Here is a 23,014-nt window from a genome sequence, read left to right as displayed (position 1 = left end):
GGTATGTATATACAAAAGGAGAAAATATGGATAAGAATAAATTTAAATTAACCGGCCAGCAAATAAAAATTGCCGATTTGGATAGTTATCTGGTAAGTGATGAAAAAGATGAAGATATAGAAAAAGAACTTTATGATAAGCTAGTACCAAAACTTAGAAAGCTTCACGAAAAGTTAAATGCAGAAGGTAAATACGGGATTCTTGTAGTCCTTCAAGCCCTAGATGCAGCGGGAAAAGATGAGATTATAAAATACATTTTCTCAAATTTAATGCCTCAAGGCTTAAAAGAGACATCTTTTGGTAAACCATCTGAAGAAGAAAATGCCCATGATTATTTATGGAGAATGCATAAGGGCTTGCCAGAGAGAGGAGAAATTGGCATATTAAATAGGTCATATTATGAAGATATCATTTCTCCAAAAATATATGACACCCTAGATCACCTACCAGATGAGATAAAAAATGACCCTGACCTATGGAAAAAAAGATATAAGCACATTAATAATTTTGAAGAATATATGAAAGAAAATGGCTTTCCAGTAATGAAATTTTACTTTCATGTATCAAAAGATGAGCAAAAGAAGAGACTTTTAGAAAGACTAGAAAACAAAGATAAGAACCATGAATTTTCTTTTTCAGATATAGAAGATAGAAAAAATTGGGATAGCTACCAAAAGGCTTTTGAAGATATGCTAAATAATACAGCAACTGAGAAAGCGCCTTGGTATGTTTTACCAGCAGATAATCCATGGTTATCTAGAAAAATAGCAACCCTTGCCTTAATAGAAGCCATAGAAAATATAAATCCAAGCTATCCAAGCTTTGATAGTGAAGAAAAAGAAAAAGTAGAAAAAATAATTAAGGACTTAAAAGAAGATAAAATTTAATATAAAATTGTTTATACCAGATTTAGGAAGTTCCTAGGTCTGGTATTTTTTTGTTCAAATTTAACCATTTGACCCTAGCAAAATAGATAAAAATAAAAAGTGGATTTCAAGAAAAACTGAGCTGATAGACCCCCTCTATAATGTAATCAGAATAAAGGTGAGGGCAAAACAAAGCCAAAAGAAAAAAGTGAATTTCAAAAAAAATTGAGCTAAAAACCCCCACCTATAATAAAGACATACTAAAGAACAAGAAAACAAAAAACAAAAACAAAAACAAAAAAACTATTTTAAAGGGGTCTACCATGAAAAAACAACTTAAAGCACTAACATTAGCACTAGCACTATTAACAACAACAGGATGCGGATCAAACCAAGCGCAAGTATCAAACGATACAAAAATAGCTCAAGCACAAACAACAGAAGCTAGAGAAGTAAAAGTAGCAAATATATCTACACCAAAAGCTGATGCTGTAGAAATAGAAAAAGAAGATAACAGAAACTATCTAATCCCACAAACAGTTGAACTAAAAGAAGAAAACAAAAAAGAAGAAGTTAAAGAAGAAGCTATAGTAGCAGAAGAAACAACAACTACTAAAGAAGCTGAAGTAGCTAATGAAGAAGTAAAAGAAGTTGCTTCAAATGAAGTTGAACTAGAAAATATTGATGCAGTATCAGAAACATCTGAATCTCTTTCATTACCAAAAACTTTAGAAGAAAACGTAGCAGCTCCTCAAGAAGCAGTAGTAGAAGAGAACACACTAGTAGAAACAAATGAAGTAACAAATGGACTTACAATTGCTAGCCCATCAGTTGAAGAAGTTAAAGCATACTGGTTAAACTACGAATCAAAAGCAGCTGATCAAAAAGACTTCTACGGACTTAACCTAATCAATCCAGAAAGTGAAGAAGCTTTTGTAAGCACACCAAATGCTGACTTAAATTCTCTAAATCTTGGAGAAGTTTCAAACGCAGCTCAAGAAGATGCACTACACATTGCAAACACAGCAAGATTTGCATCAGGTGTCAAAAACGAACTAGCACTAGGAAATGAACAAACTCAATTTGCATAAGCAGCAACAATGGTAAACAGATTAAACCTACAAGTTAGCCACTACCCAGGACTTCCAACAGGACTTGCTTCTGACTCAGTAGAATATGTAAACGGAGCATACGGTGCAGAAAACTCAAACCTTGCAGCAAGCTTTAACATCCTTGACTCAGTAGTAGAATACCTAAAAGATGACCTAGGAAATGAAAACCAATTAGAAGTAGGACACAGAAGATGGGTACTAAACCCACAAGCAAGCCAAGTTGGATTTGGACAAACAGAAGAATTTAACGCTATGTTTGTAAATAACAACGACTATGCTGGAGAAAATGCTAACACAGTTTACGCTTACCCAGGTGAAACAGCAATCAGCGAATTTCACTCAGAAGGTTCAAGCCTATCACTAATGTTTGGTGAAAACTTTGACCTAACAAATGCAACAGTAGAAGTAACAGACCTAACAACAGGAGAAGTTAACACAGCAGCAAACGTTGATGAAAGCTTTAAAGGAAATGTAAAAGCGATCACATTTGGATACGGAATGAACTATGAAGCTGGTACAAAACTACAAGTAAAAGTAGCAGGCGTTACAAAAAACGGCCAAGACTACCCAGTAGAATATACAGTAAACTACATGTCACTCAGATAAGTATAAAATAAGATTAATAAAAAAGAACCTTTAAGAATAATAAAATGTTTTTGTTTGCCCCATCTTGGGGCTTTTTGTTTGCTTAAAATTCAGTAGGTAGATTAAAATATATCTATATAAACTCAATCTTAAATAATAAAATATGGCTGATTTATATAAGTAAGTTTTGCTTAGTTAGGATAATATTTATACAAACCAGCCTTTAATCTATATTTTTACTTGTCTAAGTCTTTTTTAGAGAAGTAGAAAACAATAGCCATTACAACCAATTGTACTAGGACAGATTTTAAATAATCGTAATTTACTTGCTTATCTCTAATAAAGAAATAAATTAGAATTAATATAGTTACTATTATATAAGCTAAAAAAAACTTTTTTACTTTATTCATAACTATCTCCTTATAGTTTAAATACTAACCATCTATATAGTTAGTTTCGTTAATTAATTGTGTCCTATTTTATCTGAATAGTACTTGGTGTGGTACTTATACTTACCCGCAGGTATACAGTGAGGATATATGGGGCTACAAGTAGATCTTTCAAGATATGCCTATATTGTCATTTGCGTATAAACTAGGGGAATTTTATCTTGAATTATGGCACCAGTTGTATATCTTAGAATTTTTGTAGAACCATAGCTAGTGTATGGGTTTGTACTTATAATTTGTTTTGATTAAATATGTAACATTTTTAATAAATTGAATATAGATATTGATAGCTTTTGTATAATAGTGAGGATGTAATAGCTATCTTTAATTAATAATTACCTCCTTTCTTTTATTTAATGTAATTATATTAAAATCTTTGGGCGATTAAAATACACATTTTTGTGGATACTTATTGATTATGTTTAATACTAAGAAGATATAATGGGTGGTTTTAAGTTTTAAATTAGTATAAAAAAAAGCAGGGGCTTAGCTTAGCCTCTGCATGAATAAATTAATTTCTAATATATAAAGATAATTTTTATTGTAAATCTAATATATCTACAATTTTTTCTTTTAACTTCTTGCTATCTTCAAAGGGATCTTCACTATCCATAATGGCTCTTACAACTGATACTCCTGATGCACCAGAATTTTTTAGGATATCTATATTTTCGTAATTAAGACCACCTATAGCTACTGTTGGGATAGATATATTGTCATTTATTTCTTTTAGGGTTTCTACACTTGTCCTAGTTGTCTTGACATGGGTTTTGGTTTCAAAGATAGCTCCTAAGATCCTTCTTGCATCAGCTACATCCATATCTTCATTTCCTAGGTTGACCCCATCTAGGTCAGCTGCGAGAGCTATATCTACCCTATCATCTACTAGTAGTGGGATATTGTAAGAGTGACAAAGGTCTTTAGGCTTTTCAAGAATTATTATTTCACAAGCGAGATGTTTTATATTAATTTAGATTAAATGTGTTCTACCCGTAATGATATTTCAATCACATCAAAATACTTTAAAAATCATTTATATGAAGCTTGTAGTCTTTCAATAACATTATAACCTATTTATATAAAGCTATGTTAGAATCTAATTTTAACTTAAAAAAGATCATATATGACCGTTAAATATTTATAAATAGTTTACAAAAAAAGAATGTGTGTATAATAAAATTAAAAGATATATAAATCTATTAAAGAAAGGATATTTAATATGTTACAAAAAAAGAATTATAAGATGTACTTTTTTGCTTTAGCTTCTATTTTGATAATAAATATATTTCCAACAAAAAAAGTATATGCAGATTCAGTAGATTTTGATGGTAATTACTTATATGAAGATCTGCCTAATGAAGACATTGAAACTTTTTACGATAAAGATGGTTATTTTATAGTAAGAATTAAATACAATTCTATTAATAAACAAAGTTCATCAGCTGGAATTAATTCAGTGTCTAATAGATCAAAATATTTTAGTGTACCAAAATGGAAGTCTTGGAAAACTAGAATGACAGTAAATAACAATATAGCTGCTAATGCATTGAATCTTGCTATGACCAGTGGATTAACGAGTGGTTTAGGCAATGTATTTAATCTATTCAAATATGTTCCAAAAAAAGTAATAGAAGGGAGATAGCTGTTCTTTCTCCTGACATTGGTGGTGATAGCATGGTTAAAATTTGGGATAAAAATAAGAATGGTAAATTAGAATGGCAGGTCAGAGAAAAGTCTGATATCTATGGCAACATTGCTCAAACAGAATGGAGAGTTATATAGTTTGAGTAATAAAAAAATATTTCAAAGTTTAAAATTCAGATATACTATTGCAGGGTTGCTAGTTTCATTGGTTTACTATGTATTAAGCAAACAAATGCTTCCTATTTTTATAATTTTGCTGCCATTGACAATATTACTCTATATAAAAGAAATTTTAAGTATGAAATACTTAAATAATGATAAGGGTAACAATATAATAATATTTAATTTACTGGCTTACATTTTAATTGGTTTAATTATATTTATATTATTCCAGTTATTTTTACCTAATTTAGATTTTAATTTTATATATTTTGTGGGAGTTATGTTACTGGGAGATATATTCTCTTAATAGTGAAATAATCTAAAGATTGTTATTAGATAAAACATGATCATCAAATAAATAGAGCTGTTGCAAAGTACACAAATCGTTTCAAAATATTTGAATACCATTTCAGAAAGTATCTCTGACTCCATCTCCTACTACGAGCTAGATTTCAAAGCTTCTGAGAATGCGTTCCAATGATATAACGCTGTATATATTAGATTGCAACAGCTACTATTTTAGTTATAAGACATTCATAACTTTTTCTTTTAATTTCTTAGCATCTTCATATGGATCTTTGCTATCCATAATAGCCCTAACTACAGAAATCCCCTTAGCTTTTGAGCCCTTTAGTATGTCTATATTATCATAATTTAGACCTCCTATAGCTACTGTTGGGATAGATATGTTATCATTTATTTCCCTTAATGTTTCTACACTTGTCCTAGTTGTCTTGACGTGGGTTTTGGTTTCAAAAATTGCTCCTACTCCTAGGTAGTCTGCTCCCTTTTTTTCCTCTGCTATTGCCCAATCTAGATTTTTTGCGGTTGATCCTATAATTTTTTCATTACCTAGGATTTTCCTAGCATCCGCCACATCCATATCATCATTTCCTAAATGAACACCATCTAAATCTGCTGCTAGGGCAATATCTACCCTGTCATCTACTAGTAGTGGTACATTATAGGAATGGCAAAGTTCTTTTAATTTTTTAGCAAGTTCTATGACTTCTCGGGCTGGGGCAGTTTTTTCTCTAAGTTGGACTAGGCTTACTCCACCCTTTAAGGACTCTTCTACTGTCTTAAAAAATTCTTCATCGGTTAATTTATCTCTATTTGTAACTAGGTATAGACTTAGGTCAAAGTTTTTCATATATGATTCTCTCCTCAATTGTTTTGCTATCTATAAGGGAAATCTGATCTAGTAGTGATATTTTAAAAGTCGCCATTCCCTTATCTTTTATGGCAAGTTCTGCTCCTATATTTAATATACTTATGGCAAGGGCTATGGCATTTAAATTTTTTTCAAAGGAATAAGCAGCTGCTATGATGCCACCTAGGATGCAACCTGTGCCGGTGACTTTTGGTAAAAGTGGGCTGCCGTTTTTTAAAAGTAAAGTTTCTTTGCCATCTGAAATTATATCTTCCTTACCACTTGCCACTACTATTGTGTTATACATAGTAGCAAGGTCTTGGCAGATTTTTATTATTTCTTCTTTGGCAATATTTTTAGCATCTACTCCGCTAGTTGTTAATTTTTTGTGGTAGATAGAATAGATTTCACTATAATTACCCTTTAAAACCTTGATGGGATAATTTTTAAGATAGTAAAGACTAGTTTCAAGCCTCACTTTTGTAGCAGATGCTCCTACTGGGTCTAGGATGATGGGAATATTATTTTCTTTTGCTGATTTTAACCCCTCCTTGATACCCATAAGCTTGCTTTGATTTAAAGTTCCTAGATTTATAAGTAGGGCGTGGGAGTTTTTAGTTACTTCATAAACTTCCTTATAGTATTCTGCCAAAATAGGGGCTTGGTTTAAGCTTAAAAGCACATTTGCCAAATCATTTGAAGCAAGTGGGCTTACTATGGCATGGATAGTGTGGGTAGATTCTTTTATTTGCTTAAAAATATCATCAAAATTAATCATTTAAAGACTCCTGCATTTTAGCTAGGCTGCCATTTTTTTCTAAAGCCTTTAGGAAAATATAGGCGACAGATGAACCGATTATGGTTGCAATTACAAAGCTTGGTGTAAAGGTAAATAAAGCAACCTTGCTATCTCCAGCTATAAATTTCATAACTGGAAAAGAAACCATGGATCCAATTATCCCTGTACCGATAACTTCTCCTATACAAGCTGCTAAAAAAGTTTTATATCTTTTATATAAAAGTCCTGATAAAAAGGCGCCAAAAACTGCACCAGTTAAAGCTAGGGGAGATATACCCATAAGGCTCATACGAATAAGGCCAATCATAGTAGCACAGGCTAGAGAGTAATATGGACCTAGAAAAACTGAGCAAACCACATTTATAAAATGCTGGGTTGGGGCAAAGCCATGAACCCTTAAGATTGGAGATATAACTACACCAATGGCTACAAGCATAGCTAGTAAAACAAATTTGCGTAAATTTTTAGAATTTTGCATTAGATACTCCTTTTGTATGGAGATAAATAGTGAGAAGAGTCCCTTCGCTAGCATTACCTAGATCAGGTTTTGGGTATAATCTCAGCTACTTAGCACCCCATTATTTATATTAATAAATATACTATAACATAACGGAAAAAAATTGCTAAATAAAAAACCACCACGCCTCGTGATGGTCTTTGATGGGTGAAATCCGTTAAGATTCCATGAGTTAAACAGCGAAAGTATAAACTTTCTTGTTTATTATAACATATGACTATCTTTTGTAAAGCTTTAATTTATGCTATTTTAACCGATTTTAGGGTAATATTTTATAAGGAGTGAGTATATGATAAAAACATTAATAGCAATAGATTCAATAAAAAATTATGAAAACTCAATAGAGATAGGAAACATTTTTAAAGAAGAATTAGGGGATAATGCCGACCTTATTCCATTTTTAGATGGAGGAGAGGGGACAGTAGAAGCTATGAAGGGACTTTTAGATGGCGACTACCATTATGTAAATGTCCACAATCCTAAAAATGAAGTAATAACTGCTAGATATGTTATGAAAGATAATTACGCAGTCATGGAGATGGCCCAATCTTCCGGCCTACGTTTATTATACGAAGAAGACCTTGATGTTATGAATTCTTCATCCCTTGGTTTTGGAGAAATGTTAGTAGATGGACTAGATGCAGGAGCCAATTCATTTTTTATAGGCATAGGAGATACAGCAACTAATGACCTTGGAATGGGTATGCTCTATGCCCTTGGGGCTAGATTTTATGATAATAAAGGAAACGAACTAAATCCTATTGCAAAAAATATGGTAGAAGTAGAAAGAGTAGACCTTTCAAATATGGACCATAGGATTTTTGATAAGTACATAGTCATTGCCACAAGCTCTGATATGACCATTTTTGGTAAAAATTCTTTCTTAGAAAGCAGGGTTTATAGAAAAGGAGCTTCAGAACTAGATATAGCATTTTTATATAAGGGTTCCAAGCACTTTAAAGAAAAAATTGAACAAGCCCTTGGCATTGACCCAGTAGATTTACCATCTTTAGGATCGGGTGGGGGAGTTGCCTGGGCCTTATATACATTTTTCAAAACAAAAATTACCAAGTCTATGGACCTAGTTTTAGAAAGATTAGACTTTGATAAGATGATAAAGAATTATGACACTTTAATCCTTGGAGAAAATGTCGATCAATTTGACGGGCTAAGTTCCATATCTGTAGCAAAATACGCCAAGGCCTACAACAAAGATATAAATATTATATTCCTAGAAGATAAGGATAAAAAACCTATAGGACAAAGGGATAACTTTGATATAATCCATGACTACCAAATATCGGATAAGTTTGATAGAAATGAACTTAAAAATGCAATGAGAGCCTTGGCATCAGAAATAAATGACGTTTTAATCAATAGGTAAATTCTGATGGTTAAGCTTATAGATATATTAAAAAATTATAAAGCTACAGGCCTTATTCTATTAATCAACACCATAATGTTTGCACTAATCATTATAAACGGTGGACCCAACACCCAAACTTTAATTCGCTTTGGGGCAGCCAATTCTGATTTAATTGCTAAGGGAGAATATTATAGGCTTTTTACCCATGCCTTTGTCCATTTAAGCTATATACATTTTATATTTAATATGATAGTCATATATATGATGGCTCCTAGCATAGAGGATAAGTTCGGCCCCTGGGTTGTGATTAGCACTTATTTATTAGTTGCTTTATTTGAGGAGCTCTTTAGTCCTCTTGTATTTAAAAGAGTATCTGCAGGGGGCGGATCCTCGGTGGGATATTTTGGACTTTATGGTTTAGCTATAGGTACCCTATTTTTTTATAAGGATGAGAAAATAAATGGCTGGGCTAGGCAATATATCATACCTATGGTTCTTATTATCCTTGGTTCGGAAGCTTATTTTAGGATTATCCATGGATCTGATTCCTTTTTACTTGAGTATAATATAGGTCATATTTTATCACTACTAGGGGGAATGATTTTATCAGGAGTTTTTAGCCCTAGGGGATATAAACTAAAGCTTAGTAGTAAAATAGCCTTTGCTACTGTATTTGTAAGCTTTTTATCTTTGTTTTTTTACCTAGGATATTACAGGTACTAGTGGCTACTTTAGCAAATAAAAGAAAGAAGTATAATTAGATTATGAATAATTTTAGAAATTTAGGATCAAGCAGAGTAACAAGTGTTTTACTTATAGTAAATGTCATAGTTTTTGCAGTTATGACCTTAGCTGGAGGCAGCCAAAATATTGGAAATCTAGTTAAATTTGGGGCTGTGGTTAAGCAAAGAATTGCTTATGGCGAGTGGTGGAGACTTTTTACTGCTAGCTTTATCCATATAGGATTTATGCATATTTTATTTAATATGTACTTTTTGTATCAAATAGGACCGATTTTTGAAAGGCTATATGGTAGCCGCAACTTCCTTATTATCTACCTTTTAGCAGGAATTATGGGAAATTTATTAAGTTTTGCCTTTGGAAATCCATCCACTGTTAGTGCAGGAGCTTCTACTTCCCTTTACGGACTTTTTGGTCTGGCTTTAGGTATTATGCTAAATTATAGGGGAGACAGTATGCTATCTAGCTTTGGGGCAAGTTTTTTATCTGTAATTGCAATAAATATTATTTATTCATTACTAAGCCCTAGCGTAGGTATGCTTGGCCACCTGGGTGGTTTGCTGGCTGGTGTGATTTTAGCGGGAGTTTTCCCAGTTATCAATCGCAGCCTTGCAACAGGCACTCAAATAATAAGTGTGACTGCCTTTGTAGTTTTGGCTATTCTTTTTGTAAGAATAGGCCTAAAAACTGTGGTATAGGCTATGAAAAAAAAGTTTTTTTTAAGCATGGGTCTTGTTTTGGCCCTCACATCTTGCGAGTTTCAATCTCGTGCTGATTTTGAAAAAGAATTGGCAGCAGAGGAGAAAACGAGTGAAAATGACTTCGTTATGCCAGATATTCGCTATGAAAAAGCAGGTGAAGACTCAGTAGCTACTAATGATGAAAAGTCTGAAGATAAGTTAGATTTAAATAATTTATATGGATCTGGCAAGGCTGGCAAAACTTTAAATCCAGCTGATGCTGTGGGAAATATCATTGACACTAAAATAGGAGATAGTCAAATAGGAGTTTCCCTGCGCCCTTCAACTCAAATTGGTGGAGCATATTCTACAATTCTTTCTTATAAGAGGAATAATGAACTTACAGAACGTGAATTTGGTCCAGTTGCAGGTATTAGTGGACTAAATACAATAGTTACTTTTGATAAAATAAAATCAGAATCTGGTCCTATGCTTTTAGTTAGCCAAGTTACTGTAAATAATGGTGAATCTTATAGTGCTTATTATATTTTTAATAAATTTATGAGTCTCATGGATTACTTGGTTTTTAGAACTTCTACTGATAATACTATGCCAACAGTAGAGCGCTTGGGAGATGTTATTGAATATACTGATCAAGCTGTACCAGGTGATATAAATAAGGCTATAAAAAATCGTATGGAAACAGAAGAAAGGTATCTACCATCCATGCTAGATATCTACGGCATAAAACATAGACCAGTTACAAGCTTATATGAAAATCGCGAGATGGATATAGGATATTTGCCTGATGTGACAGGGGAAGATAGGCTATTGCTTACAAAAACTACAACCAGTGCACAAAATATGGGCATGAATATAGATATAGAAAAGTAAGGAGCAATAATGAAAAGACACGAAATAGATGAAAATTTAAAGTGGGACACCTCTTTAATCTATAAAGAAGATGACGAATATTATAAGGAAATAGAAGAAGTAAAAGATCTTGCTACTAAACTTACAAACTATAAGAGAAAGATTACATCTGATAGTCAAACCCTTTTAGATTTCCTAAAAGATTATGAAAAACTTATGAGAAAATTCTCAAAGGCTGCAGTATATGGCCATTTAAAATCAGATGAAGATACATCTGACAGCACCTACCAGCAAATGAGCCAAACCTCTACAATTGCAGGAGCAGAAATTTCTGAAAAATTATCATTTATTACTCCAGAAACTTTATCTGCAGACTATGAAGATATCAAAAAAATGCTTGCAGAAAAAGAAGAACTGAAAGAATACGAACATTACTTTGATGATTTATTTAGGAGTAAAGATCACGTTTTAAGTGAAGATCAGGAAAAAATTGTAGCAAGTTTTGCAAAACTAACTCAGAATCCAGTTTCTACTTACATGGTTTTCTCAAATGCAGATATGAAATTCCCAACTGTAGAAAAAGACGGCAAAGAAGTAGAGCTAACAGATGCAAACTTTACAACTCTTGAAGAAGATAAGGATCGTGACTTTAGACGTAGAGTTTATGAAACTTACTATGGAATTTACAAACAATTTGAAAATACAGCTGCATCCTTATTAGACGGTGAACTTACTAGTCATAATATAGTAGCAAAACTTAGAAAATATGATTCAGCTCGTCAAATGAGTCTTTCTGCAAACAACTTAGATGAAGAAATCTATGACAATTTGCTAGAAGTAGTTCATGATAATATGGATATCCATAGAGACTACACCAGACTTCGTAAAGAATTTTTAGGGGTAGATGACCTAGGTTTCCATGATATCTATGTACCACTTGTAAAAGATTATGAAAGAGAAATCGACTTTGAGGAAGCTCGTGATATAGTTTTAGAAGCAATAAAGCCACTTGGTACAGAATATGTAGAAGTAGCTCGCAAGGGATTTGAACAAAGATGGTTTGATGTAATGCCAAATGAAGGCAAAAGATCAGGTGCTTATTCATCAGGATCTTACGATACTCAACCATATATTTTACTAAACCATACAAATACCATTGGTGATGTATTTACTATTGCCCACGAGCTTGGCCACTCTATGCACTCATATTATACAAGAAGTAATCAGCCATATATTTACGGTTCATACTCAATATTTCTTGCAGAAATAGCATCAACAACCAATGAGCTTTTACTGCTTGACTACATGCTAAAAAATAGCCAAAGTGAAGAAGAAACTGCTTACTTACTAAATTATTTTGTAAACCAATTTAAATCAACAGTATTTAGACAAACTATGTTTGCAGAATTTGAACATGAAGTAAATAAATTAGTTGCTAAAGGAGAACCCATCCCAGCTGCAAAACTTGATCAAATTTACGGTGACCTAAACCGCGATTACTTTGGTAAAGATATAGAAGTAGACGAATACATTTCAACAGAATGGGCAAGAATCCCACACTTTTATATGTTCTACTATGTATTCCAATATGCAACAGGTTTTATGTCAGCAGTAGCTTTAAGTCAAAAAATCTTAAAAGGAACAGATGAAGATAGAAAAGCTTACCTAGACTATCTAAAAGCTGGTGAAAGTGAATATCCAATTGATGTTCTTAAAAAAGCTGGAGTTGATATGACAAATAAAGATGCCATGCAAAAGGCTATGGATGTAGCACGTGAAGCTTTAGAAGATTTAAGAAAAGCAATATTATAATAGAAAAAAGCAGTAGAATTTAACCTACTGCTTTTTATTTTATCTATTTTCCATTATTTGAGTTATTTCATCTGGGTTTATACCAACCATAGCCTCTCCTAAGTTTTTGCTTACTTCTAGTAAAACTTTAGGGTCGTCATAGTTTTCAACAGCCTTTACTATGGCCTTAGCTCTTTTTGCTGGATCTCCTGATTTAAAAATACCACTTCCTACAAAAACTCCCTCAGCTCCAAGCTGTCTCATAAGGGCAGCATCAGCAGGAGTAGCAACTCCACCAGCTGAGAAATTTAAAACTGGAAGTTTTTTATTTTCTTTTACATAAACTAATAGGTCATAGTCTACACCCAAGTCTTTTGCCTTGGTGTAAATTTGGTCATCTCTAAGTGACGCTACTTCTGCTATTTGTGTTTGAATTGTCCTAAGGTGTCTTACAGCTTGAACTACATCTCCTGTTCCAGCCTCACCTTTTGTTCTAATCATAGCAGCACCTTCTTTTATTCTCCTTAAAGCCTCTGATAAGTTACGAGCTCCACATACAAAAGGTATATCAAATTTAGTTTTATCTATATGGTTAAAGTCATCTGCAGGTGTTAATACCTCAGACTCATCTATATAATCAACTCCAAGTGCTTCTAGAATTTGGGCCTCTACAAAGTGACCTATACGTACCTTTGCCATAACTGGGATTGCTACAGCTTCTTGAATTTTGCTAATCATTTCTGGATCGCTCATTCTAGAAACTCCACCCGCAGCTCTAATATCTGCTGGTACTCTTTCAAGGGCCATTACAGCAACAGCTCCCGCATCTTGGGCTATTTTTGCTTGCTCAACATTTATAACATCCATGATTACACCGGACTTAAGTTGGTTATTTATTGATTCAAAAGTCATGATTGCCTCCTATATTAATTACATATAAGTATAGCATAATAATCTTAAATGCAAAGAATACTAGCTATTAAAGTTCTTATTTTTATTATTCTACCATATAAATCTTATACATTTTATAATTTTTCAAAAATATTTATATTAATTAAAAAATAAAATTTGCCCCTTACGGAAAATTTAGCAAAACATTTATTAACCAATGCCGCCAAATATTATTCCAAGGACTAGGGCAAGTAAACTTAGAGCGCAGTAAACATATTTGCCAAGGGGGAAAAACCATTTGCCCAAAGCTTTTTTGCGACCCTTATTTACTTCTCCGATAGCCATATTTTTATCTAAAACCCAGAAGAACATTATCCCAGCTAGTAGGGCTCCCAACGGAGCTATTAATATAGAAACAATATCCATCCATGGGCCAACTATCCCTTGGATAAAAATAGCGGCTAGTATTCCTAGCATATTTATAATAAAGGCTGCTTTTTTACGGCTTAGGCCAAACCTTTCTTGGGCATAGGCCACTGGAGCTTCATAAAGGTTAATTATAGATGAAAATCCAGCAAATAAAATAGCTAAGTAAAAAATAATCATTAAGATTTTACCAGCCTCTATTTGATTAAAGACATTTACTAGGTAGATAAACATAAGCCCAGGTCCACCCTCAGTAAGGTCAGCCTTACCAATGGCCATGGCAGGTATGATTACAAAACTTGCAAGGATTGCAGATAAGCTATCAAAAAAAGCAATATTTTTTGCAGAAGATGGGATATCCTCATTTTTTGGTAAATATGCCCCATAGATTACAGAGCCATTGCCCGCAATAGATAGGGAGAAAAAGGCCTGGCCAAAGGCAAAGACCCACAATTTTATATCAGCTAATTTTGCTGTATCAAGATTAAAAATATACCTATAGCCAGCTGTTGAATTTGGATTCGTGCCTAGGTATATGGCAAGACCAAGTAATAAAATAAATAAAATAGGCATCAAAACCTTATTGGCTCTTTCAATTCCCTTGGCTATACCAAAGGACATAATAACCATAGAAAAAAGCCCGGCTACTAATATCCAAAAATTATTGGAAAAGCTTGCAGCAGTATTTTCAAAAGTCATAGCTATGGCTGAAAAATCATTGCCTAAAATAGACAATTCTCCACTCATGGCTAGATAATTGTATTTAAAAATCCACCCCATAACAGCTGTATAGCCTATAGCTAGGGCAAGAGAGCCTAGAACAGGGATCAAACCCAATCTTTTTCCTATATTTTCATTTCCCTTTTGTTTTGTAGCAAAACCAAAGGCATGAACAGGTCCAGAGCCTGTTAGCCTGCCCAGGGCAAATTCTTCTATAACTCCCGTGGAAGCAATTAAGATTACAAAAAGAAAATATGGGATTAAAAAGCTCATCCCACCCCAAATAGAAACCATAACAGGAAAGCGCCAAATATTTCCCATACCTACAGCAGATCCTATAGAGGCTAGGGTAAAGCCCAATTTACTCGAAAATCCATCCTTATTTATTAAATCTTTATTTTCTATACTCATAATATTCCTATCTTTCTTAAATGGTATTATATCAGATTAAATATAAAATATTAATGGCTTATGTAAAAATTTATTTACATAAAGGGGGTTTTTGTTTAGCACAGTATCTACCGGGTAGATAATTAATGGCTAGCCAAGACAAAATTTTAAACTAATATTGAAGATAAAAAAGGAAAGGAAGCATCATGAAAAAAATTACAAAAACAATCGGAAAAGCAAACTTATTCTTAGCATCTTTAGCATTAGGAATTGGTTTGGTATTGCCAACTCAAACAGCCCATGCAGCTAGGTATGATAAAAAATGCATAGTTGGTGTATCAGGGGGGATTATTGAAGGAGGCACCACAGGTGGATTAGCTGGTACCGCAGTTGCAGGAGTTCCAGGAACAATTGTTGGAACACTAGGTGGAGGTATCGGTGGTGGAGCCAAAGCTTTTGGCGACTACTGTGATGATTAATTAACTATAAATATTAAAATACTAAATAAAATTAAAAGGATTGTTTAATATTGGGCAATCCTTTTTTATTTTGGTTTCATATAAATATATAGAATAAAAATATTTTCTTACTACTATGTATAAAAATTTAGGAGAATAATATGATAAATTTTGCCCATAGAGGTTTTAAAGGTAAATACCCAGAAAATACCATGCTAGCTTTTAAAAAAGCTGTAGAGGCTGGAGCTGATGGTATAGAATTTGATGTTCACTTATCAAAGGATAATGAAATAGTAATAATTCATGATGAAATATTAGATCGAACGACGGACGGGGTGGGCTTGGTTTGTGAGAAAACACTTAAAGAATTACAAAATCTAAATGCTTCAAAAATATATCCAGCTTGTGATATCCAAAAAATCCCAACCCTTAGAGAATATTTTGAATTTGCTAAGGATAAAGAAATTATTACAAACATAGAACTTAAAAATTCAATTATCGAATATAAGAATCTGGAAGAAAAAGTTTATGCATTAATAACAGAATATGATTTGGAAAATAAAATTATTATTTCATCCTTTAACCATAACTCCCTAGTAAGATTTAAAAAGCTAGCTCCTGAAATTAAATGCGGGGTTTTAGAATCATCAAGACTTTATAAGCCATGGGATTACGTAAAAGATTTAGGAATGGAATACTTTCATCCTATGAATTTTACTATAAATAAAGAGATAGCAAAAAAATTTTCCGAAAATAATATTGGCTTAAATATTTGGTTTGGCAAAGCGGACTATGACTATGAGGAATACTTACCTTGTAAGCCATCAGGTCTTATAACAGATTATCCTGATAAGGTAAAAGAATTTCTAAACTAAGATAGCTAGGGTGTGTTTTGTTAACCATTTGTAAAATTTATATAAATTTATAATATCGCTTAATTACAAATAAATTACAAAAATTTAAATGTATATGTAAAACATATTTAAAAAAATCCTTGCTAAAATTTACCAGAGTCTTACAAGTTTAATAAATACATTTGACAGAGACTTCTTAAAATATACTTACAGTAGACTTTAGGAGGATGTATGTTTAATACAAAAAAAATATTTGGCCTAGCTCTATCAATGTCAATGCTACTAGGCTTTACAGCTTGTGGGGCTAATAATAATGACACCATAACAGATAATCAACCAGCACAAACAGAATCTGCTAATACAGATGCTAATGATACAGCAGAAAATGCTGATACTCCAGCAGATGATACAAAAGAAGGTAAAAAAACTGCAAACACAGATGATGGCAAAATCCATATTACATACTGGTATGCATGGAAAGATAAAATTGGTGAGTCAAAAGAGGAATTGGTAAAACAATTTAATGAGTCTCAAGATGAAATTGTAGTTGAAGCAGCTTACCAAGGTTCTTATGCAGACCTTGCTAGTAAAACTCAAGCAGCCAAAGCTGCTAATAATGCTCCAGAAATATTTGAAGTAGAAATTGCAAATATGTACACTATGGCCAAAGGTGGCATGATTGAAAATCTAGACCCATTTGTAGATGACGAAGTAGATATAGAAGACTTTAATGAAGGACTAATGCATGAAGCTTATATAGATGATTCCTTATATGGCCTTCCTTTTTATAGATCAACACCAATTATGTATAAAAATGTAAGTATGCTTAAAGAAGCAGGTCTTGATCCAGAAGGACCAAGAGATTGGAAAGAATTTAAGGAGTATGCTGAAAAATTAAGAGATAAAGATAATAGCAAATATGCACTTACTTACCAACTTGATCCTTGGTTTTTAGAAGCTTGGGTATATTCATCTGATGGATTTTATGCAAAAGATGGAAAAATTGGTTTTGACCAAGAAGGAACAAAAGCTCCAGCAAGATTTTTACAAGAACTTGCAGATGAAGATTTAATAAAAGTTGCTCTAGGAGAACAAGCTGGAGAAACATGTAGACAAGACTTTGTAAACCAAAACTCAGCTTTCTACTTTACATCAACAGCTAACTTAACAGAACTTATGCCACTAGCTGAAGAAAATGGTTTTGATTTAGATGTTTCATTCGTACCGGGTAACAAACATTATGCTGTACCAACAGGTGGATGTAATATTGTAATGCTTAGTGGACTTGATAAAGAAAAACAAGAAGCTACTTGGAAATTCCTTAAATTTATGACTGCAACAGAACAAAACGTATTTGCTTCAGAATATACTGGTTACCTACCAACAAGATATTCTTCAATTGAAAGCGATAAAATCAAAAAACTTCACCAAGAAACTCCACAATATAAGGTTGCCTTTGACCAACTTGAATATGCACAGGCAAGACCAATTGCAAAAGGTTGGCCAGAAATGGAAAAAATGCTTTATGAAGGTGTAACAAATACTACAACCCAAGGTGCAGATGTAGATCAAGTTTATGACAACCTTCAAAATCAAGCTCAATCAATCTTATCATTTTAGTTAGGATAAAAAATGGCAAGTGTAAAATTAGAAAACGTATATAAAAAATATGATGGCAATGAAAAATATTCTGTCGAGGATGTATCTATATACATCCCTGACGGAGCTTTTGCTGTTTTTGTAGGTCCATCAGGTTGTGGTAAGTCTACAACTCTTCGCATGATAGCAGGACTTGAAGATATTACCGATGGAAATGTTTATATAGGAGATAGACTAGTAAATAATGTGGCTCCTGGAGATAGGAAAGTTGCTATGGTTTTTCAAAACTATGCTCTATATCCTACAATGACTGTTCGCGAAAATATAGAATTTGGTCTTATTAATAACAAAGTACCAAAAGCAGAAAGAGATAGACTCATCAGTGAGATTAGTCAAATAGTTTCTTTAGATGAATATATGGATAGACGTCCATCAAATCTTTCAGGCGGTCAAAGGCAAAGGGTGGCCCTAGCTCGTGCTATGGTAAAAAAACCAGATATATTTATCCTAGATGAACCATTAAGTAACCTAGATGCAAAGCTTAGAGTCCAAATGAGAACTGAGCTAAAGAAAATTCACGAAAGACTGGGTACAACCTTTATCTATGTAACCCACGATCAAGTAGAGGCTATGAGTATGGGAACTCAAATTATTGTAATGAGTGATGGTCATGTTATGCAAGATTCAAAACCTAGCGATATTTACAACAACCCAGCCAATGTATTTACAGCAAAATTTATTGGGTCCCCACCTATGAATATCATTAAACTAGATGAAAGTACTAAAAAATACTACGAACCAGAAGATAAAAATATAAAATATGTGGGCTTTAGACCTGAAGATGCAAAAATTGTAGAAAATCCTAGCAGCCAAGAATCGCTATATTTTCTTTCAAATGTAGTAAATGTAGAGCCTCTAGGGTCAGAAACCATTTATACTTTAGAAAATAACCTAGGTTCTTTTCAAGTAAAATCTTACGAAAAAGAAATTATCAATAAAGATGAAGTTATCATAGAAGTAAAAAAAGAAGACTTAAAACATTTTGATGGTAACCAAAAGCTTTTAAATTTAAGTAAAAACTTAACAGATAAGCAGCCAGAAGATCTTAACAAAGAAGGGGGAGTAGAGTTTGAACGTAGCAATCAAGAAAAAGCAACCGACACAAAAACCTATAGCCCAAACTAAAACTAAGGCAAGTCCTTATTTAATGATAACCCCTGCTATGCTTGTTTTTGTATTATTCTCCTTTATTCCTATTTTGTACATGATATACCTTTCTTTTCATGACTGGAATTTCATATCACCAGATATGAATTTTGTAGGAGCAAATAACTTCAAGCATCTTCTAGGCGATCCTAGATTTGCTCAGACTATGAGCAATACTTTCCTTTATACAATTCTAACTGTAGCAGGTTTTATAATTTTGGGCCTATTAATTGCCCTAGCTTTAAATAAAAATACTAAAATTCACTTTTTTATGCAAAGTGTAGTTTTTGCTCCTCATATCATCTCCCTAGTATCTATATCTATGCTTTGGTTATGGTTAATGGATTATGATTATGGTTTATTTAACTATCTATTAGGAAAAATTGGTGTAGAACCTGTAAGATTTCTTACCAATCCTGATATAGTTATGTATTCGCTAGCAGCGGTAAGTATCTGGAAGGGTGTAGGATATTATTCATTAATATTTTTATCAGGTCTTCAAGCTATACCTGATGATATTTATGAAGCAGCAGCATTAGATAATACACCTTGGCATAGAAAGCTTTTTAAAATTACTCTACCTATGCTTTCTCCAACAGTATTTTTTATAGGCATAACAAGTATTATAGCAAGCTTTAAAGTTTTTGAAACAATTAGCATAATGACTCAAGGTGGTCCGATGAATGCTTCAAATACTTTGGTTTACTATATATATGAAACTGGATTTAAGTTCTTTAATATGGGTCTTTCTTCAGCAGCAGGAGTAATCTTATTTGTTGTAATAGCCATCCTTACTTTCATTTACTTTAAACTAATGTCTAAAAAAGTGTATTACAACTAAGGAGAAGATATGAGAGAAGAAAGTATTTTAAGAAAAATATTAAGAATTATCGCTTTGATAATAGTTTCAGTTATTTTCCTAGGACCGTTTTTATGGATGGTTTTTACCTCCTTTAAGCCCCTTGCAGAAGCTTTAAGATTGCCCCCAACTTTCTTACCAGAAACTTGGGTGCCACAAAACTATGTAGATGCCTGGAACTCAGGACCATTTTTACACTATACTAAAAACTCAATTATTGTAACTTTATCAGTAGTAGCCCTACAATTATTAACCATCATCCCAGCAAGCTACGCCTTTGCTAAGATGGACTTTAAGGGCAAAAATATATTATTTTCACTGATACTTGTAACTATGATGATCCCTGCTCAGTTAATATTTTTGCCAGTATACCTTATGTTTTCTAAAGCAAACTTAATTAATACCTACTGGTCCCTTATATTGCCATGGGCAAGTTCAGCCTTTGGAATTTTCTTGCTACGTCAGAGATTTATGCAAGTTCCAGATGAGATTATAGAAGCAGCCGTCCTAGATAATACACCAACTTGGAAGATAATATTTAAAATTATGCTACCACAAGCTCGTGGTACGGTAATAACCATTGCCCTTTTAAACTTTATTGGTACATGGAATGATTACTTTTGGCCTTTAGTTATGACAAGCAATGATGATGTAAGAACCCTACCTTTAGGAGTTTCCATGCTTAAGTCAACATTAGATGGTATTCATTGGAATACTGTTATGGCAGGAAATGTTATTTTAATTTTGCCAATTGTCATTATTTATATCTTTGCCCAAAGAGAGATAATCAAAGCCTTTACCTATAGCGGAATTAAATAGGAGATATTATGAATAAAACACCACTTATAGTAGTATCCTTAGATGCTCTTGGTTACTGTGATGAAGAAATTTATACAAAGTTACCATTTTTATCAAAGATGATAGAAAAGGGTACATGGATAAGAAGGTTAGAATCAGTATATCCAACCCTAACCTATGCTATCCACTCATCTATAGTCACAGGTAGGTATCCAATAGAGCATGGAGTTGATAATAACTTACTTGTTCAGCCTGAGAAAAAAGCAATGGATTGGTATTGGGACCATGATTACATTTCTGGAGATACAATATTTAAAAATGCCCACAAAAAGGGATTAAAAATAGCTGCCTTTTCATGGCCAGTTTCTGCAAAAGCAGATATTGAGTTTAATGTTCCAGAAGTTTCTCCAAATCCAGTAGGAACCTATATAGACCACTTAAAGGAAAACGGTAGTGGAGAATATATAGAAGAGCTCCAATCTGTTTTTGGTCCATTTAATAGTTGCGATAGTCAAAAGAAAAAAGATGAGTGGATGGCAAATGCTACAGCTTACACATTTGAAAAACATCAACCAGACATTACCTTCCTTCATCTAATAGATGTAGACCATCAAAAGCATGTGTATGGTTCTACCCACTTTGCAATAACAGATGCTATAAAAGAATTAGATGATAGACTTAAACGTATGTTTGAAAAAATTTCAAAAGTTAAAAATCTTGATGAAATAAATATCATGCTTTTAAGCGACCATTCTCAAATAGATACAGCTTATCCTATTAGACTAAACAAAGTTTTGGCAGATATGGATTTAGTTAATGTAAATGAAGATGGTACTGTAAAAGAAAACTGGCAAGCATATTTCTTAACATGCGGAGGATCCACAGCTCTATATACAAAAGAGGATAATCCTAAACTTGTAAAAGAAATCAAAGAGAAGATTGAAAGTTTAAACATAGAAGGAATAGATCAAATATTTACCACCGAAGAGATTAGTGATTTAAAATCAAGTGACCGTGCTAAGTTATGGATTGAGGCTAAGGAAGGTTATGTATTTGACGCAGATGCAAGAGACTTTGTAGAAAGTAGAGATAAAGAACCAGGACCACGAGGTAACCACGGATTTTTACCAAACAAAGAAAAAAATCTAGCCATAGCAATATTTAAAGGTCCTGCCTTCAAAGAAAGCAAGACTATAGAAAATGAAAAAATCGTAGATATAGCTCCAACAATTAATAAAATTTACGATTTAGAAATAAAAAATATGAGCGGAAGTGTAATTAATGAGTGTTTAAGATAAAATATTAGTTTTCTTATATTAGGACTGACCTAGCTAGAAAATACTAGGTCAGTTTTTTGTGCCTATACATAGAAGGAACTTATAGAGGGGTATAAATTTAGAAAAAAACTTGACATAATTAAAAATTCCTAGTATTATTAGTATCACCACTTAAGAAGTGATTGGAAAATAAATTTGACAATCATTTTAAGATGGTGTAATATATAAAAATACCGCACTAGTTATAAAAGCAATTTATAACGAAAAATTAAAAATATTTGAAAAAACATTTGACAAACATTTTTAAACGTGGTATTATATATATTGTCGTTGAGAAATGACAATATGAACCAGATAAGTTAAAACTTATCTACAAATAAATAGAAATTAAACTTATTCAATTAATTTGAGTAACCTTAAAACAATGATTTTGTTCTTAATATAAAGAACAGGATAAAATAAATCACGCATTGATTTTAGATCAGTGTAAATGAAAAGAGCTTGAATCAAAAAGCTTTTATGAACTAAACTTAAAACTACTATTAATCAATATAGTAGTATAAATATTTTTCATGAGAGTTTGATCCTGGCTCAGGATTAACGCTGGCGGCGTGCATAACACATGCAAGTCGAACGATGAAACTTAAAAGATTTCTTCGGAATGACCTTAAGTGGATTAGTGGCGGACGGGTGAGTAACGCGTGAGTAACCTGCCTTACACAAGGGGATAGCCTCTGGAAACGGAGAATAATACCCTATAACACCATCATATCGCATGAAGTGATGGTCAAAGTGTTA

General features: G+C 32.9%; 23 protein-coding genes, 1 rRNA gene and 1 riboswitch. Of the genes, 17 read left to right on the top strand and 7 right to left on the bottom strand.

Translation table 11 applies throughout. The annotated features are described in order from the left end of the window. Nucleotides 1-26: 26 nt before the first annotated feature. The 3 genes from AB9Q04_RS04820 to AB9Q04_RS04810 all read left to right on the top strand — a co-directional run bounded on the left by AB9Q04_RS04820 (nucleotide 27) and on the right by AB9Q04_RS04810 (nucleotide 2,584). The gene (locus tag AB9Q04_RS04820; protein WP_410024234.1) at nucleotides 27-887 is read left to right on the top strand and encodes a PPK2 family polyphosphate kinase; all 861 of its coding nucleotides are present in this window, start codon (nucleotides 27-29) and stop codon (nucleotides 885-887) included. 302 nt (nucleotides 888-1,189) lie between these two features. Continuing rightward, nucleotides 1,190-1,957 (top strand): hypothetical protein, encoded by a 768-nt coding sequence (locus tag AB9Q04_RS04815; RefSeq protein ID WP_410024233.1) that lies wholly within the window; start codon nucleotides 1,190-1,192, stop codon nucleotides 1,955-1,957. A 9-nt stretch (nucleotides 1,958-1,966) separates the two neighbouring features. Further along, nucleotides 1,967-2,584 carry a CAP domain-containing protein gene (locus AB9Q04_RS04810; protein ID WP_410024232.1) on the top strand — a complete coding sequence of 206 codons (618 nt, stop codon included), beginning with the start codon at nucleotides 1,967-1,969 and terminating at the stop codon, nucleotides 2,582-2,584. Nucleotides 2,585-2,799: 215 nt separating this feature from the next. Here AB9Q04_RS04810 and AB9Q04_RS04805 read toward each other — a convergent pair whose 3' ends face one another. Next, nucleotides 2,800-2,973, bottom strand: a complete 174-nt coding sequence (locus tag AB9Q04_RS04805; protein ID WP_410024231.1) for a hypothetical protein — start codon at nucleotides 2,971-2,973, stop codon at nucleotides 2,800-2,802. Between the two features lie 577 nt (nucleotides 2,974-3,550). Continuing rightward, nucleotides 3,551-3,949, bottom strand: coding sequence for a thiamine phosphate synthase (locus AB9Q04_RS04800; RefSeq protein WP_410024274.1), 399 nt, complete (start codon nucleotides 3,947-3,949; stop codon nucleotides 3,551-3,553). 282 nt (nucleotides 3,950-4,231) lie between these two features. Here AB9Q04_RS04800 and AB9Q04_RS04795 point away from each other — a divergent pair, with 282 nt between their 5' ends. Continuing rightward, nucleotides 4,232-4,654 (top strand): hypothetical protein, encoded by a 423-nt coding sequence (locus tag AB9Q04_RS04795; protein WP_410024230.1) that lies wholly within the window; start codon nucleotides 4,232-4,234, stop codon nucleotides 4,652-4,654. Between the two features lie 687 nt (nucleotides 4,655-5,341). On the opposite strand, the gene thiE is transcribed toward AB9Q04_RS04795, so the two are convergent. Genes thiE through thiW form a run of 3 tightly spaced genes read right to left on the bottom strand, consistent with a single transcriptional unit; the run spans nucleotide 5,342 to nucleotide 7,248 of the window. After that, on the bottom strand, nucleotides 5,342-5,971 hold the full coding sequence (gene thiE / locus AB9Q04_RS04790; protein WP_410024229.1) for a thiamine phosphate synthase: 630 nt from the start codon (nucleotides 5,969-5,971) through the stop codon (nucleotides 5,342-5,344). Further along, a complete protein-coding gene (thiM, locus tag AB9Q04_RS04785; RefSeq protein WP_410024228.1) occupies nucleotides 5,958-6,749 on the bottom strand; it encodes a hydroxyethylthiazole kinase in 792 nt (263 codons plus the stop codon). Before thiM ends, thiE begins: the two co-directional genes overlap by 14 nt. After that, entirely contained in the window at nucleotides 6,742-7,248 is a 507-nt protein-coding gene (gene thiW / locus AB9Q04_RS04780; protein WP_410024227.1) for an energy coupling factor transporter S component ThiW, read from the bottom strand. The genes thiM and thiW overlap by 8 nt, the downstream gene beginning before the upstream one ends. 22 nt (nucleotides 7,249-7,270) lie before the next feature. After that, a riboswitch (TPP riboswitch) is annotated at nucleotides 7,271-7,358 on the bottom strand. Nucleotides 7,359-7,576: 218 nt separating this feature from the next. Here thiW and AB9Q04_RS04775 point away from each other — a divergent pair. The 5 genes from AB9Q04_RS04775 to pepF are packed head-to-tail and all read left to right on the top strand — an operon-like array spanning nucleotide 7,577 to nucleotide 12,759. Then, nucleotides 7,577-8,671 carry a glycerate kinase gene (locus AB9Q04_RS04775; protein WP_410024226.1) on the top strand — a complete coding sequence of 365 codons (1,095 nt, stop codon included), beginning with the start codon at nucleotides 7,577-7,579 and terminating at the stop codon, nucleotides 8,669-8,671. 6 nt (nucleotides 8,672-8,677) lie between these two features. Further along, entirely contained in the window at nucleotides 8,678-9,376 is a 699-nt protein-coding gene (locus tag AB9Q04_RS04770; RefSeq protein ID WP_410024225.1) for a rhomboid family intramembrane serine protease, read from the top strand. A 41-nt stretch (nucleotides 9,377-9,417) separates the two neighbouring features. Then, nucleotides 9,418-10,092: a rhomboid family intramembrane serine protease gene (locus tag AB9Q04_RS04765; RefSeq protein WP_410024224.1), complete on the top strand. Its 675-nt coding sequence runs from the start codon at nucleotides 9,418-9,420 to the stop codon at nucleotides 10,090-10,092. Nucleotides 10,093-10,095: 3 nt separating this feature from the next. Next, on the top strand, nucleotides 10,096-10,968 hold the full coding sequence (locus AB9Q04_RS04760; protein WP_410024223.1) for a hypothetical protein: 873 nt from the start codon (nucleotides 10,096-10,098) through the stop codon (nucleotides 10,966-10,968). Between the two features lie 9 nt (nucleotides 10,969-10,977). Continuing rightward, entirely contained in the window at nucleotides 10,978-12,759 is a 1,782-nt protein-coding gene (gene pepF / locus AB9Q04_RS04755) for an oligoendopeptidase F (protein ID WP_410024222.1), read from the top strand. A 39-nt stretch (nucleotides 12,760-12,798) separates the two neighbouring features. Here the strand turns inward: pepF and pdxS are convergent, their stop codons facing one another. After that, nucleotides 12,799-13,650 (bottom strand): pyridoxal 5'-phosphate synthase lyase subunit PdxS, encoded by an 852-nt coding sequence (gene pdxS, locus AB9Q04_RS04750; protein ID WP_410024221.1) that lies wholly within the window; start codon nucleotides 13,648-13,650, stop codon nucleotides 12,799-12,801. Between the two features lie 189 nt (nucleotides 13,651-13,839). Next, nucleotides 13,840-15,186 (bottom strand): sodium-dependent transporter, encoded by a 1,347-nt coding sequence (locus AB9Q04_RS04745; RefSeq protein ID WP_410024220.1) that lies wholly within the window; start codon nucleotides 15,184-15,186, stop codon nucleotides 13,840-13,842. A 185-nt stretch (nucleotides 15,187-15,371) separates the two neighbouring features. Between AB9Q04_RS04745 and AB9Q04_RS04740 the strand changes: the two genes are divergently transcribed. From AB9Q04_RS04740 to AB9Q04_RS04705, 8 genes are all read left to right on the top strand, one after another. Next, nucleotides 15,372-15,644, top strand: a complete 273-nt coding sequence (locus AB9Q04_RS04740; RefSeq protein WP_410024219.1) for a hypothetical protein — start codon at nucleotides 15,372-15,374, stop codon at nucleotides 15,642-15,644. A 140-nt stretch (nucleotides 15,645-15,784) separates the two neighbouring features. After that, entirely contained in the window at nucleotides 15,785-16,498 is a 714-nt protein-coding gene (locus tag AB9Q04_RS04735; RefSeq protein ID WP_410024218.1) for a glycerophosphodiester phosphodiesterase, read from the top strand. A gap of 210 nt (nucleotides 16,499-16,708) precedes the next feature. Beyond that, nucleotides 16,709-18,097, top strand: a complete 1,389-nt coding sequence (locus tag AB9Q04_RS04730; protein ID WP_410024217.1) for an ABC transporter substrate-binding protein — start codon at nucleotides 16,709-16,711, stop codon at nucleotides 18,095-18,097. Nucleotides 18,098-18,109: 12 nt separating this feature from the next. Beyond that, nucleotides 18,110-19,261: an ABC transporter ATP-binding protein gene (locus AB9Q04_RS04725; protein ID WP_410024216.1), complete on the top strand. Its 1,152-nt coding sequence runs from the start codon at nucleotides 18,110-18,112 to the stop codon at nucleotides 19,259-19,261. Next, complete coding sequence (locus tag AB9Q04_RS04720; protein WP_410024215.1) at nucleotides 19,206-20,123, top strand: carbohydrate ABC transporter permease; 918 nt, start codon at nucleotides 19,206-19,208, stop codon at nucleotides 20,121-20,123. The genes AB9Q04_RS04725 and AB9Q04_RS04720 overlap by 56 nt, the downstream gene beginning before the upstream one ends. A 9-nt stretch (nucleotides 20,124-20,132) precedes the next feature. After that, complete coding sequence (locus AB9Q04_RS04715) at nucleotides 20,133-20,960, top strand: carbohydrate ABC transporter permease (protein ID WP_410024214.1); 828 nt, start codon at nucleotides 20,133-20,135, stop codon at nucleotides 20,958-20,960. Between the two features lie 8 nt (nucleotides 20,961-20,968). After that, nucleotides 20,969-22,237, top strand: a complete 1,269-nt coding sequence (locus AB9Q04_RS04710; RefSeq protein ID WP_410024213.1) for an alkaline phosphatase family protein — start codon at nucleotides 20,969-20,971, stop codon at nucleotides 22,235-22,237. 547 nt (nucleotides 22,238-22,784) lie between these two features. Continuing rightward, nucleotides 22,785-23,014 (top strand): 16S ribosomal RNA (locus AB9Q04_RS04705); the annotation flags it as partial.

The organism is Anaerococcus groningensis (assembly GCF_046365465.1).
Taxonomy (GTDB): Bacteria; Bacillota; Clostridia; order Tissierellales; family Peptoniphilaceae; genus Anaerococcus; species Anaerococcus groningensis.
This window is presented reverse-complemented; position numbering and strand designations above follow the sequence as displayed.

Excerpts from the sequence above, each read along its gene's own strand:
- AB9Q04_RS04820 (WP_410024234.1), top strand. The coding sequence starts at position 27 with ATGGATAAGAATAAATTTAAATTAACCGGCCAGCAAATAAAAATTGCC.
- AB9Q04_RS04815 (WP_410024233.1), top strand. The coding sequence starts at position 1,190 with ATGAAAAAACAACTTAAAGCACTAACATTAGCACTAGCACTATTAACA.
- AB9Q04_RS04810 (WP_410024232.1), top strand. The coding sequence starts at position 1,967 with ATGGTAAACAGATTAAACCTACAAGTTAGCCACTACCCAGGACTTCCA.
- AB9Q04_RS04805 (WP_410024231.1), bottom strand. The coding sequence starts at position 2,973 with ATGAATAAAGTAAAAAAGTTTTTTTTAGCTTATATAATAGTAACTATA.
- AB9Q04_RS04795 (WP_410024230.1), top strand. The coding sequence starts at position 4,232 with ATGTTACAAAAAAAGAATTATAAGATGTACTTTTTTGCTTTAGCTTCT.
- thiE (WP_410024229.1), bottom strand. The coding sequence starts at position 5,971 with ATGAAAAACTTTGACCTAAGTCTATACCTAGTTACAAATAGAGATAAA.
- thiM (WP_410024228.1), bottom strand. The coding sequence starts at position 6,749 with ATGATTAATTTTGATGATATTTTTAAGCAAATAAAAGAATCTACCCAC.
- thiW (WP_410024227.1), bottom strand. The coding sequence starts at position 7,248 with ATGCAAAATTCTAAAAATTTACGCAAATTTGTTTTACTAGCTATGCTT.
- AB9Q04_RS04775 (WP_410024226.1), top strand. The coding sequence starts at position 7,577 with ATGATAAAAACATTAATAGCAATAGATTCAATAAAAAATTATGAAAAC.
- AB9Q04_RS04770 (WP_410024225.1), top strand. The coding sequence starts at position 8,678 with ATGGTTAAGCTTATAGATATATTAAAAAATTATAAAGCTACAGGCCTT.
- AB9Q04_RS04765 (WP_410024224.1), top strand. The coding sequence starts at position 9,418 with ATGAATAATTTTAGAAATTTAGGATCAAGCAGAGTAACAAGTGTTTTA.
- AB9Q04_RS04760 (WP_410024223.1), top strand. The coding sequence starts at position 10,096 with ATGAAAAAAAAGTTTTTTTTAAGCATGGGTCTTGTTTTGGCCCTCACA.
- pepF (WP_410024222.1), top strand. The coding sequence starts at position 10,978 with ATGAAAAGACACGAAATAGATGAAAATTTAAAGTGGGACACCTCTTTA.
- pdxS (WP_410024221.1), bottom strand. The coding sequence starts at position 13,650 with ATGACTTTTGAATCAATAAATAACCAACTTAAGTCCGGTGTAATCATG.
- AB9Q04_RS04745 (WP_410024220.1), bottom strand. The coding sequence starts at position 15,186 with ATGAGTATAGAAAATAAAGATTTAATAAATAAGGATGGATTTTCGAGT.
- AB9Q04_RS04740 (WP_410024219.1), top strand. The coding sequence starts at position 15,372 with ATGAAAAAAATTACAAAAACAATCGGAAAAGCAAACTTATTCTTAGCA.
- AB9Q04_RS04735 (WP_410024218.1), top strand. The coding sequence starts at position 15,785 with ATGATAAATTTTGCCCATAGAGGTTTTAAAGGTAAATACCCAGAAAAT.
- AB9Q04_RS04730 (WP_410024217.1), top strand. The coding sequence starts at position 16,709 with ATGTTTAATACAAAAAAAATATTTGGCCTAGCTCTATCAATGTCAATG.
- AB9Q04_RS04725 (WP_410024216.1), top strand. The coding sequence starts at position 18,110 with ATGGCAAGTGTAAAATTAGAAAACGTATATAAAAAATATGATGGCAAT.
- AB9Q04_RS04715 (WP_410024214.1), top strand. The coding sequence starts at position 20,133 with ATGAGAGAAGAAAGTATTTTAAGAAAAATATTAAGAATTATCGCTTTG.
- AB9Q04_RS04710 (WP_410024213.1), top strand. The coding sequence starts at position 20,969 with ATGAATAAAACACCACTTATAGTAGTATCCTTAGATGCTCTTGGTTAC.